Origin of the sequence: Methylocaldum sp. (genome assembly GCF_035627495.1) — a bacterium.
GTDB lineage: Bacteria > Pseudomonadota > Gammaproteobacteria > Methylococcales > Methylococcaceae > Methylocaldum.
The window spans coordinates 1-10680 of record NZ_DASPLO010000118.1; the positions used below are offsets into that span (position 1 = coordinate 1).

The 10680-nt window shown below is 53.9% G+C and carries 14 protein-coding genes and 1 pseudogene; 2 read left to right on the forward strand and 13 right to left on the reverse strand.

Annotated features, from left to right (window positions below):
* Positions 1-349: 349 nt before the first annotated feature.
* The 5 genes from VEB01_RS09615 to VEB01_RS09635 all read right to left on the reverse strand — a co-directional run bounded on the left by VEB01_RS09615 (position 350) and on the right by VEB01_RS09635 (position 2137).
* A complete protein-coding gene (locus tag VEB01_RS09615; protein ID WP_324874909.1) occupies positions 350-643 on the reverse strand; it encodes a hypothetical protein in 294 nt (97 codons plus the stop codon).
* Between the two features lie 15 nt (positions 644-658).
* Positions 659-985 (reverse strand): hypothetical protein, encoded by a 327-nt coding sequence (locus tag VEB01_RS09620; protein ID WP_324874911.1) that lies wholly within the window; start codon positions 983-985, stop codon positions 659-661.
* A gap of 108 nt (positions 986-1093) precedes the next feature.
* Positions 1094-1456 carry a hypothetical protein gene (locus VEB01_RS09625; protein ID WP_324874913.1) on the reverse strand — a complete coding sequence of 121 codons (363 nt, stop codon included), beginning with the start codon at positions 1454-1456 and terminating at the stop codon, positions 1094-1096.
* A 10-nt stretch (positions 1457-1466) separates the two neighbouring features.
* Positions 1467-1922 (reverse strand): hypothetical protein, encoded by a 456-nt coding sequence (locus VEB01_RS09630; RefSeq protein ID WP_324874915.1) that lies wholly within the window; start codon positions 1920-1922, stop codon positions 1467-1469.
* A 65-nt stretch (positions 1923-1987) separates the two neighbouring features.
* Positions 1988-2137, reverse strand: a complete 150-nt coding sequence (locus VEB01_RS09635) for a hypothetical protein (RefSeq protein WP_324874916.1) — start codon at positions 2135-2137, stop codon at positions 1988-1990.
* Here VEB01_RS09635 and VEB01_RS09640 point away from each other — a divergent pair, their 5' ends adjacent.
* Positions 2138-2500 carry a hypothetical protein gene (locus VEB01_RS09640; RefSeq protein ID WP_324874918.1) on the forward strand — a complete coding sequence of 121 codons (363 nt, stop codon included), beginning with the start codon at positions 2138-2140 and terminating at the stop codon, positions 2498-2500. It abuts the gene before it with no gap.
* A gap of 139 nt (positions 2501-2639) precedes the next feature.
* On the opposite strand, the gene VEB01_RS09645 is transcribed toward VEB01_RS09640, so the two are convergent.
* The 7 genes from VEB01_RS09645 to VEB01_RS09675 all read right to left on the reverse strand — a co-directional run bounded on the left by VEB01_RS09645 (position 2640) and on the right by VEB01_RS09675 (position 9636).
* Positions 2640-2939: a type II toxin-antitoxin system RelE family toxin gene (locus tag VEB01_RS09645; protein WP_324874920.1), complete on the reverse strand. Its 300-nt coding sequence runs from the start codon at positions 2937-2939 to the stop codon at positions 2640-2642.
* Entirely contained in the window at positions 2936-3364 is a 429-nt protein-coding gene (locus VEB01_RS09650; protein ID WP_324874922.1) for a hypothetical protein, read from the reverse strand. Before VEB01_RS09650 ends, VEB01_RS09645 begins: the two co-directional genes overlap by 4 nt.
* Positions 3365-4207: 843 nt before the next feature.
* The gene (locus tag VEB01_RS09655; RefSeq protein WP_324874924.1) at positions 4208-7093 is read right to left on the reverse strand and encodes an AAA family ATPase; all 2886 of its coding nucleotides are present in this window, start codon (positions 7091-7093) and stop codon (positions 4208-4210) included.
* A gap of 79 nt (positions 7094-7172) precedes the next feature.
* Complete coding sequence (locus VEB01_RS09660; protein WP_324874926.1) at positions 7173-7376, reverse strand: helix-turn-helix transcriptional regulator; 204 nt, start codon at positions 7374-7376, stop codon at positions 7173-7175.
* A 404-nt stretch (positions 7377-7780) separates the two neighbouring features.
* A complete protein-coding gene (locus tag VEB01_RS09665) occupies positions 7781-7993 on the reverse strand; it encodes a hypothetical protein (protein WP_324874928.1) in 213 nt (70 codons plus the stop codon).
* A 90-nt stretch (positions 7994-8083) separates the two neighbouring features.
* Positions 8084-8503, reverse strand: coding sequence for a hypothetical protein (locus VEB01_RS09670; protein WP_324874930.1), 420 nt, complete (start codon positions 8501-8503; stop codon positions 8084-8086).
* Positions 8503-9636 carry a tyrosine-type recombinase/integrase gene (locus VEB01_RS09675; protein ID WP_324874932.1) on the reverse strand — a complete coding sequence of 378 codons (1134 nt, stop codon included), beginning with the start codon at positions 9634-9636 and terminating at the stop codon, positions 8503-8505. The genes VEB01_RS09670 and VEB01_RS09675 overlap by 1 nt, the downstream gene beginning before the upstream one ends.
* Positions 9637-10163: 527 nt before the next feature.
* Between VEB01_RS09675 and VEB01_RS09680 the strand changes: the two genes are divergently transcribed.
* Complete coding sequence (locus VEB01_RS09680; protein ID WP_324874933.1) at positions 10164-10538, forward strand: cupredoxin domain-containing protein; 375 nt, start codon at positions 10164-10166, stop codon at positions 10536-10538.
* Positions 10539-10542: 4 nt separating this feature from the next.
* On the opposite strand, the pseudogene VEB01_RS09685 reads toward VEB01_RS09680, so the two are convergent.
* Positions 10543-10680 (reverse strand): annotated as a pseudogene (locus tag VEB01_RS09685) (IS5-like element ISSoc13 family transposase); the annotation flags it as partial.

Sequence of the window (10680 nt, forward strand, 5' to 3'; positions counted from 1 at the left end):
AGGCTCTCTTGGCTTCATGCAACCCACCCGAATTTGCAAGAAATCGAAATCAAATGACCGGTTTTCTTGCAAATTGTACCAGCCAATATGCAACGAATCCGTATATGTGTCAGTGTGTTAGAAATACTTCAGGGCTGACTAATTCGACAATGCCAGAACGCCAGCTATCGCCCGGTTCCGAGCGTGACGCGAGAATAAAGCCGTCACCCCGCAGCGCCTTGGTAGCCGTTAGATTCCGGCGTGCCGCTGGTGATAGCCTCGGCCAACTCCTGATGCCGGGGTTTTTATTTTTCTGCGGACACAAAAAAGCCCGGTTTTTAGGCCGGGCTTCTTCTTTGGCTCTGTCTATCTAATCCGTCACAAATCGAATTTGTGCAATGTGGTCGTCGTTGAAGGGATAATTTTCAGGGGCAAGCTTTTCACCATTCGGTGCTATATCGGTTTCGCTGAATAGATAGATCCGCACGCATTCTTGTCCATTCGGAAATACCCCCGGCTCTGCCCAGGCTTCAACCGCTTTCCATTCCCCGAATTCTTCGAAACCATCCAAATCAATTGGGTATGGCTCCCCGGTTGCCACTGAGGTATCAAAGGCCGGAAAGCCGAGCTCTAATTCCCCGTCGTCGTCTTCTTGTTCTGTCATCGTTAATCCTCTAAATCAAAATGCCCCAAGCCGCCCTATCCAATACCCCTCGAACAACGGGAAAAATCGTTTATACGCCTTGGCATCTACTTTCTTATCCGACCCAATAATATCCTTGTCATCGGTGACAAGCGAGCTCGGGGACAGTTCCATCAGGGCATGGCCAAAATCGGCAGTCAGCCGATGCACCAAGCTTGCATCGGGTTGGGTGCCCAAGCGATCCGCAACCTTCTTTATGATGCTCGGCCATTGCCCTTTTTCACCGGCATCCAGAATCACATTCCGGAAGCCAAGAAGTGCGATCCAGCCGTTCTCAAATTTTTCGTTGGTTTGAGTGTTCATAAGATCCCCAGTTCTTCGTTAAAAGTTTTGTTGTTAATGGACCGGCGCCCGCATGGATACCGGTTTCGGTTATGGCGCCCGGCGTTCCGCCACCAAGCGCCCCGCCTATCAATGTAGTCCGATTACTTCCTGCTGCGACTTCGCCGCGGCCTCCACCGCCGCGACTTCGGCTCGGGCACGGTCGGCCGCGGGCTGAATATCCTTCATGAATCGCATTAGGACAAAGAGCGCCCCGAGGCAGCGATTAACGCCCTCGTCGGTCAATTCGACGCCAGACCGGATCAGGTCGAACATGATCCGTTTGTAGGTCATCACGTGACTAAATACCGCATCCTCCGTGGCCACGACGCCCCCGGCATTCATTTGGTTACCAGCAATCAGCGAATCGAATACCGCCATCAATCTCTCGGTCTCCCGCTCGAGCAGGGATAGTTCGGCCATCAGTTCGATTTGTTTTAAAGTTTTGCTCATCGTTATCCCCTCAATTTGCCCGCGCTGGTTCATCGTCGATGTCAGCGTACGCCCGTATACAATCCCGCCAGAACCGAATGTGTTCGGCCAGCGCTTCGGGCGCATCTTCCGGAACCGGATCGACCAATTCCACTGCGTCTTCAATGTGCCGCACGACAACCTCGGCAATCTGTTCCGCAAGCTCATGGCTCACGGACATGATTCGGCCGGTAGACGGTGTGAAATGGACGATACCGTGTCGACCACCTTCCTTCCTGTACCGATCGATTAGCCGCCGCAACTCGACGCCAGGACCGGAAAAGGCAATTTGTGCCCGGAATAGTTGCTCATCCTCATAGCTCAGTCGATCAACCACGTACCATTCAACGTGCGAAGTCACGGCATTACGCGTGATCGTGATCCGGCAAATGGTGTCGCCGTTTGCCCGAGCGACTTCGATGATTCGTTTGCGTGCAGTGTGTTTCATGACTCGATACCTCCCCAAATGCTTGACCCCGGCCAGCCCACGCCAACCGGGGGATTGTTTAATCGTTACCCAAATAAAAGCGCCACGCCCTCGACTACGTGACCGAAGGTTTCGGTAAGCTCGGTGCTGAATAGTCCGGCTGAGAACGCCGCACAGATGCGGACCTCGGCTCCGATGTAGTTAATCGTGATTTGCCGTCTAAGAATCGCGCCCATGTGTCTGACCTCCTGAAGTTTGACCCGAAAAAAGTATGTCTGGCATACTTGCGGACAATGTACAGCAATAAAAAATACAGTGTCAAGACAATGTCTTTAAAAAATACCAAGACCAAGCGATTAAAGCTCGAAGCGTTGAATTTCCGGCCAAAGGACGGTACCAAGGCCAAAATTGAATGGCTTGCAAAGCGGGAAAACAGGAACCTCACGAACTGGCTGGAAACGACGGTCGACCGGCTTTACGCGGAAGCAGGCGGTCCGCCGATCGAGCCTAAGACGGAAACCGATCAAGAAGAAGTCCCGTCCGTACTAATCAGGCGCGGGAGACATGCTTTTCCGCCCGATGCGGATTCGGATGACTGATTTGATCAAACAAAAAAGGCGCTCAGAATGGGGCGCCTTCCTGCCAATGGCTAGGCGTCGGTTGTATGTAAATGGGGTATGCGTGAGGCGGTTTGCCGATGAGATAGACATGTCAGAACACGACATGCCTAAATCTACGTTAAGGCGCTCGGTCTATTTCATCGTGACAGGCGACCCGGCGAAGCGTGGCAGTATCGCCATTGATTTCGAGCGAAATCTTATAGTTGCCGGTGACGTGAATGCTATATAGGGATGGTCTATTGTAACCCTTGAGCTTCTCGAAGCGAATCCCGCTCGGCATGGGATTGTGCAGCAGTTTTGCAAGCTGCTTTTTGCACAGGCTTTTTAGCTCAGGGGTTAACTTTTTGAATTCTTGGTCAAAACGAACCGTAGTCTTGACCGTCTTGACGGCGACTCCGCCAGCACCGGCAATGGTCACAGGCTGTTTAGGTGGCTAAACAGACTTTCTGCGTCGGTGAAAGATCCAGAGATCGGAGATAAATCGGCATCATGCTCCATGATATAGACGCGGATCAGACCCGTTTCTTTGTGAATTTGATTCACTATCCACCGGCTGAAGTGGTGCGACGCCGGTATCTGGTGATAAAGTGATCTTACGCGCAACTGGAGTTCCAGAAGCTTTTCGATCAGCACGTCATTCGGGTCGATTTCATCTTTTTCAGGCAGCACGGCTACCTCTTTGCGCAAAGCCTTCACAGAGCTCAGCAACCCAACCAGGCTAGCCGACAAGGACAACCTGAGAAGCCAATACGACCCTTTAGCCGCCAACAGGTTCCAATCCCCTTCAACGGCAGATAGCGAGTGTTCAAGCTGATGGGAATGATCCCAGAGAATCGTGCTCATACAAAAATCGTAGTTCAAGTGTCACAACTTTGACAACGAATACGGATACGTATTGCACTCTAATCAGTTTTGTGATCTTGAAACATATCAAGTAACCGGCTGTTTATATCACCCCACAAGCCCATTCCGAGCGCCTTTTTCATGCCCACCTGAAAACCGCACAGGAACGCCGTAGACGCGCGCTGCCGGGAAAGCGCTACATGCGCCTATGCTGGTGCCGATTCGTAGGCGGGATTAGGCGACGTTAGGCCGCTGGTGCCGTTCGAGCCTTGCACGGAGCCCGATCTCCCGGCAATCAAATACCCATCAAATGCCGAAGCGCCCGCCGATACCGTTCCGCAGGATTCGAAGGCGTGCTCCGTGCTCAATGGTGCCGGCAATCAAATAGGCTTCGGGCCGATTCTCGTGACCGTGGGCGCGCGTTTGGGGCAGGCTGGTTTGGATGGCACGGGGGGATTGGTTGGAGTCTTAATCTTCTCGGTCGATCCAGGTTCAAACTGGCATGACAAGCACTACACAAAAACACTTGTCACGGATCACGGTCAAAAGCGTGACAAACGCCCAAATTTTCGACCCCAAATTTTTGGGTTATTTTTGGGGTCAAAATCGGCCGCAGCCCTAGTAGCTACACGTGACAAGCGAATAGCGTGACACCCCCTAAAGGGGGGGTGTGTCACGCTTGTCACGCTCCGTGACAAAGGTGCCTTGTCACGCTTTTGTCACGCTTGTCACGCCTCTAAAAATGACTAAAAAATAACCACTTTGTAACGCTTGGTTTGGTTAAGAACGGGCAAAAAAAAGCCCCGGAAGTCCGAGGCTTTTCGATCGATACAATACTAAATGCTAGCCAACTAGGCCACGACCGGCACCGTACGACTCTATGCCAGCCGACTGTATGGTGTGGTTGGCATCCATAATTACCATCGATATCACCATATCATTATTTTCCGGATTCACCCAAACGAAGTCGCCATAGGCGCAGATAGCTTTTCGGTTTAGCAATTCCTCTCTTCCGCGCTTCCACGACTGCCGCTCTTTGTCGGATGATTCACCAGAATGATCACACTTCTTAAACGCGCTCCTCAACGCATCCCAGGCTATTATTTTTTCCGGGTACACCTTATGCTCAGGTCCTAACGAGAACGGATTAGGCGGGACTCCAAGTTGATGAGTCACAATCACCAGCCGCTTGAGCATCATTTCTGCATCCTTGTTCATAGCCTTGAATGACGGTACAGCATCTTTCGAATCCGAAGTATCACCCGCCCCCACAACCACGCACGTAGTAACAGCATCGCCGTCTTCATCGATGCCGATCTCGACGGTTTCGAGCGAAAAAGCATTTTCGTTTCCGTCCTCACCGTCTTTCGATTTCGCCAGAGTCCATTTCCTGGCGTCGCCATCCCTCGAGACCTCGATAGCAACATCAAGCGCCGCCAGCAGGCTCGAATGCCCGCGCAAGCCGCTTGCCGCATTCTTGCCCGAGTGATGGACCAGAAGCACCAGACCACCAAGTGCGTCCTGTATCTGCTTTGCGCCATCGATGATCGTGCCCATGTCAGCCGACGAGTTTTCATCCGCACCAGGCGCCGCCCGGTTCAATGTATCGAGGACGATTACCGGATTTTCGAATCCGACCTCCTTAATTGCCTCGATCAATGCTTGCCGGTCGTCCTCGGATCGCAAATTGAAGCGCTCGACAAGGAATCGTACGTTTTCCATGCGGTCATTGCCGTGACGCCTTCTATACGCTCTAACGCGCGCCTGGATGCCGCCCTCACCCTCAAGGGCGCAATAAACAACAGGGGCTTGCTTGACTCGATGTCCGAACCATTGCCGCCCCGCAGCGATGCCGAAAGCTGCGTCCAGAATCAGGAACGTTTTACCCGATCCTGGAGGCCCCCAAATCGCACCGAGTCCAGTAGCGGGCAGGACGTGCTTGATTCGATAGGACGGCGCCGGAAGCGCATCGAGTTCATGAGTGCTCAACAGGCGAATTTGACGCTTATCGCCGTTGGCGTCCAGTTTCCGCAAGAGTTCTCGCCCAAGATCCTCGGAAACCTCAATAGCCATGATGCGCTCAAGAAACTCTTCGGCCTTGAGCCGAATCACATCGCCGTTAATGTCAGGTGCAGGTTCCTCTCCTTTGGCGATGCGCTCTTGATTCTTGCGCTCGACGTTCGCCTCTCGTATCGGTATGTACCGCTCTACCGCAGGCATGAATTGGTCGTACGATCCGCAATTTGCCATGAGTCCGGTGAATGGAGCGGTATGGTGTCCACAATCAAGCCAGACCCGCGGCCAATCATTACGTTTCGGTAGCTTTCGGCCGGTCTTAATCGCCCAAGTAACAAGTTGCTCGGCCTCACCGCCATCAAGCGGAAAAGCTTTTGACGGCGTTCCTTGTGGAGTCACACCCTGCAGTATCTCGCCCGTTTCCGGGTCCACCACCATGCCATTCACCGCAGCGAGACCGGCCGCAATTGCCTCCGCTTCGGCTTTAGTGGTTCCTGGCCGATCCCGCTCGGATGGACGGTAATAACCGTCATTGAGCGTTTTCATTTCGGCGTCCCAATTCAAACCGCAGCTCACGCCCGCGGTATCGGTCGGCCTCATATTCTCTTCGAAGGTTTTGAGGAATGCCGTTGCGGTCTCCGGCGTCAACCGTAGTCCGTCGCGACGCATGTACGAACCGCCTTTGTATATCTCGCCGTGACGACCAATCCGTGCGTCGTCGATCGTCCTACGCGCCGCCCTCAACGCGATCTCGCGCACCCTCACAAATACCGCATGGTCGACCACACCCGGTGTAACGGGCACGACAGGCGTGCTCTTGGAGGTACTTTGAGCAGCCGCCGACAGATCAATTCCGAACGCCCGAATGAATTGCTCGAACTGGTACGGTTGTTCGCCAGACTCGTCGGTTATGCGGGTCATTACCGGCTTGGCTTTGCAATGAAAAAAACCTGGCAGGCGCATGACACGCGGTAGATCATGGATCAACTGATCGGAGTTGAATCGCTGGATCAAATGTTTCTGCACGGCCCGAAAGATATCGCGATCGACCGGAGCCCCTTCCACCATCCAGTAGGCGTGATACCGGCCGAACCCGCCGCTTTCGACGACCATCTGCGGTGGAAGCGGTGCCTTCATGACATCACCCAATGGTGCGCCGTCCAGATCGACGAAGAACGCTCGAATCCCTATGATATTGTTAGCGTTACGCGATCCGTTTAGAGTGGTACGGTTGATTGTGGCGAAGACTCCAACTCGATTTTTATTGAGTTCGGTCAGTTTGCCGGCGTGCTCTCCTAGCGTTCCATGAAATACTTTGGCGTATGGATCGATATATTTTTCACCACGCGCCTTGGCTGCCTCTTCGCCGGCTTTTTTACGCTCCTTATCATCGTCGAAAGCCTGAAACGTGAATTGTTCGGCTTCCTCGTCCAGCAATTCGAGGAACCGCTCGGCTTGCGCAATGTCTGGTTCTAGTGCCTGCTCGACTGCGCAAGGTGCCGGAGCTTCCGGAACTGGTGTCGGGTTCGGCTGCGGATAAAGCCATTGCAGCCCTGGCGGAATGGCTTTATCGGACGGCTGATTAGTTGCATCAAAAACCGTTTGACCTACAGTTAAGGCTGTCTTAACATTATCGTCGGCCAATTGGTCATGACCGTAAATTCCGGGATGATGATATTCACCGGAGTTGTCGGGATTGATATAATTGTCCACAAGAATTTCTCATACTTTGGGGCTTAGCTGGAACTTTCTCAGGGTCGTCAGCTAAGCCCTGTTGTTTATGACGGATTGGTTAAGCGGTCTTTTGTGCGTATCCATTGGCGCGTTTCCATTGCTCGACGTCCTTGCGCCAATAACCCGAAACACGGGGCGATAGCCTGACCTTTTTGGGCAGCCGCCCTTGAGCCAACCAAGCCCGTTCGGTGTCCTTGCAGATTCCGATTTCCTCCCGAAATGATCGGGACTTCACGAAATGGTTAGGTAACTGACCACGCATCGTTTTTACCTCCAAAGAAAAAAGGTTACGTAACAGGATTTTTTTCGCTGTTACTCGTCCTTAATCTGCCGTCACGACATCGGACAAAAGAAATCCGACGCGCATGACAGCGCCTTAACTCTCTGATTTCCCTGAAAACTTCAGGACATCCGATGCCGCCATTCAAGACGGCACCGTTTCGGGTGGTGGGTCTAGTTTGATTTGGCCGGTTCATCCGGCTTGGGTGCGGTCTCTATCGGACCGCTAATTTCAGGCTAACACGCTCTTTTTTCGCCCCGCAATACTACATTTTGCGCCTAATCCCGTTAAGGTCGCCTTCACACCACAATATGTTGTGGTCAGGCTTCCGTGCGGAAAATATACGTTGGGGTTTCGCCGGGTAAAAAATTTTTCTGGAATTGGCGTTAGGCCGATTGCGCTTCCATCGCGCGGCGCCATTCGGCCGCGGCCTCAACCGAGACCAGCCGACGACGGCCTACCCTGAATGTCCGGGGAGCCTGCCCACGCTTTTCGAGGTTATAGAACGATGCTAGACATATCCGGTGGGATTTGCAGAATTCGGGAATGGTGTATGCGTCGCGTTCGGTTTGCGCAGCCGGTTCGGTCTTCGTGGTCATTGCTGTCATTTCTCTATGTGGTTACATCGACGGCCACAATAATGCACGAGGAAACAACGACTTGCATCCTAGATAACTAAGCCGACTTAACTAGGAACCGTCCATTTCTTCCCGGTTGATGCGCTTGTTTTCTTCGATGACGGGCAGCCACTCATAATAGATTTGCTCGACTCGCTTGGCGCTTAGGTGCTCGCGGGCGCCGATTTCTTGAAACAGCACTCCGGTCGATTCTCCGTCCCGCTGACGCCAGTAAATTTCCTGGGCGATCCCGATATCGCGATCCACGTTTTTCTTCGGTCTACGGTTTTCTCGCGTCGTCAATAACGCCCGCCCCGGATCGGCGCCTTGACCTATAGCCCGTAGTGCGTCGATGAAGTGCTGGCGGAACTCCGGAGACACCGGTTCACCGGTCTCCAGGTGCTCGGCAAACCGCAGACACGCGGCCCGTGCGGCATCAGTGTCGCCGTCCTCCCTGGCGCGAAAGATGCCCATGATGTCGATTAGCGCCATTACACCATCCTCGCCTGATCCAGCTTCGCCCGCGTGCGGTCGTGGCGCAGGTGGCCATAGTGCTTATCGATCATCGCCGTTGATGTCCCGGCCAGCCGCGCCACGATGAACGAATCGATGCCGGACGCGATCATTTCCGAGATAGCGGTATGTCGAACGGAATAAAGCACCACGTCGGTTGGCAGGTGAGCCCCCTTTACCGCCCGGCTAAAAACCTTTTTCCAGGCGTCTTTGTTCCATTGCGAACCGTCGACACGAGCGACGAGATAGGCAGATGGTAGTTTGCCCTTTGCGGCCTTCGTGAAGAATTCGAGGGCTGCGCTTGATAGGGAAACGATTCTGCGGCCGGTCTTGCCCTGCAAGGCTAGTGTGCCGGCCTTGCGGTCGAAGTCGCCCGCAGTCGCCGCCGCGATCTCGCCCGGACGCGCCGCAGTGATTAGCAGCGCATGGACCAGTGTTTGCAGATCAGCCGGACATGCCGCGAGTAACTGTCTGCGCTCTTCCAGGGTCAAGAACCGTTCACGGCGCTTACCGGATCGGGGGAAAGGCGTGACCGTCTTCCATGCGGCATCGGTCGCCACCAGGTGAGATTTCAGGGCGAAATTCAAAGCGGCTTTGAAGCTTGCCAGATTCCGGTTCGCGCTATCCTTGGCGCGCCGCAGGTCCTCAGCGTCCTCGGCGTCCACATCGGCGAGTTGTGCATTCAGCCATTTCCGCACATCGGACGATTTGAGCCGGTTTAATTCCGTACGGGCGATAGCTTTTCCGTACACGAGCCGATTGAATCGGCCCTTGGCATCCTTGGCGGTCGCTTCGCTTTTGTGTGTCTTCAGATGCTCGACGTACTCCTTGCAAGTTGCTTCAACGGTAGTCGCCTTCGGACTGGTGCCGCCCTCGGTCTGATCGAACCAGGGCACAGCGTCCTTTACTGCTGCGTCAAAATCGGAAAACTCACCCAACGCGCGGTAATGCTGCTTGCCGTCTTCACCGCGCCACCGAGCAATCCAGGTGCCCTCCCCGCTCTCAAGTTTGCGGAATCCGACATAGGCGCCGCCCCGGATCCGTTCCCAATACGGCTCCCGTCGTGGCGTGAGTTTCTGCCGGTCGGTCTTTGTTTTAATGTTCGTTTTCATGGCGGTTTTTCCGTACGGAATCGGTACGGAAATTCTACCGCCTTCCACGATCTTCTACAAACCTTTAAGTTTGTGTATTAACAATAACTTACCACACGCCCATGGACGACCATGGACGATGATAGACCCCAATCCCCGCCTTCACACGGCAGGGGTCGCAGGTTCGAATCCTGCACCGCCCACCACTCCGCAAAGGCTAACTGTTCTCGGTCAGTCTTTGGCGGGCGCCTCTTTCCTGCCGAATCGTGATCACGGCGGGGCCTCGATGTCGTATTGAGCGGCACCTTGCTGCTTTCGGGTGAGGCAAGGGCGTTGGCGTACCGTAGACTCGTGAACCCCTCGGTCGAAGACCAGGTCCGAACCATTCAGCGAGCCATCTTCCTCAGTCGCTGGAATCTATAACATCCGATCATCCAACCAAAGGTCGTCATTGCCGCGTTTATTGATTTCCCGTGCCTAATCTGACAGCGAATTAGCACGACGTCCATATGTCGAAGTTACTAAAGGGAATGATCAGGAGGGATACCATGCAAATTTCAAAGTTCGGTTCAACCGCTCTACTGTTGCTGTCAATGGTCGGCGTCGCTGCGGCGCGCGAGACAATACTGGCTTTAGACGATTGCGATCCGCGCGATCCCGGCTGGTCGGACACCGGCGGCTGCGCTCTGGAAAAAGGCGATGTCACCTTGGCGGAGTTTAACGCGCTGCTGCCCGAGGGCCATCCGGCCTGGCGCTTCGAACCAACCTACATCAAGATTGAAGAAGGCGACAAGCTGCGGGTGGTCAACCGGGGCGGTCGAACCCATACCTTTACGAAAGTTGAGGATTTTGGAGGAGGATTCATACCCCAATTGAATCCGCCGGGCTCTGAACCCGCGCCTGAGTGTCTTAGGTTCTGTTGAAATTTCAACGCAACCAGATGAGTGCTGAGACGAAGCGAAGAAAGCCCATGAAGTTACGCTGCAATTTTTCGAAGCGGGCAAAGATTCTTCGGAAGTGTTTGATTTTGCCAAAGAAGCATTCGATCAAATGGCGCTCCTTATA

Excerpts from the sequence above, each read along its gene's own strand:
- VEB01_RS09630 (WP_324874915.1), bottom strand. The coding sequence starts at position 1,922 with ATGAAACACACTGCACGCAAACGAATCATCGAAGTCGCTCGGGCAAAC.
- VEB01_RS09620 (WP_324874911.1), bottom strand. The coding sequence starts at position 985 with ATGAACACTCAAACCAACGAAAAATTTGAGAACGGCTGGATCGCACTT.
- VEB01_RS09680 (WP_324874933.1), top strand. The coding sequence starts at position 10,164 with ATGCAAATTTCAAAGTTCGGTTCAACCGCTCTACTGTTGCTGTCAATG.
- VEB01_RS09675 (WP_324874932.1), bottom strand. The coding sequence starts at position 9,636 with ATGAAAACGAACATTAAAACAAAGACCGACCGGCAGAAACTCACGCCA.
- VEB01_RS09650 (WP_324874922.1), bottom strand. The coding sequence starts at position 3,364 with ATGAGCACGATTCTCTGGGATCATTCCCATCAGCTTGAACACTCGCTA.
- VEB01_RS09635 (WP_324874916.1), bottom strand. The coding sequence starts at position 2,137 with ATGGGCGCGATTCTTAGACGGCAAATCACGATTAACTACATCGGAGCC.
- VEB01_RS09615 (WP_324874909.1), bottom strand. The coding sequence starts at position 643 with ATGACAGAACAAGAAGACGACGACGGGGAATTAGAGCTCGGCTTTCCG.
- VEB01_RS09660 (WP_324874926.1), bottom strand. The coding sequence starts at position 7,376 with ATGCGTGGTCAGTTACCTAACCATTTCGTGAAGTCCCGATCATTTCGG.
- VEB01_RS09625 (WP_324874913.1), bottom strand. The coding sequence starts at position 1,456 with ATGAGCAAAACTTTAAAACAAATCGAACTGATGGCCGAACTATCCCTG.
- VEB01_RS09670 (WP_324874930.1), bottom strand. The coding sequence starts at position 8,503 with ATGGCGCTAATCGACATCATGGGCATCTTTCGCGCCAGGGAGGACGGC.
- VEB01_RS09665 (WP_324874928.1), bottom strand. The coding sequence starts at position 7,993 with ATGACCACGAAGACCGAACCGGCTGCGCAAACCGAACGCGACGCATAC.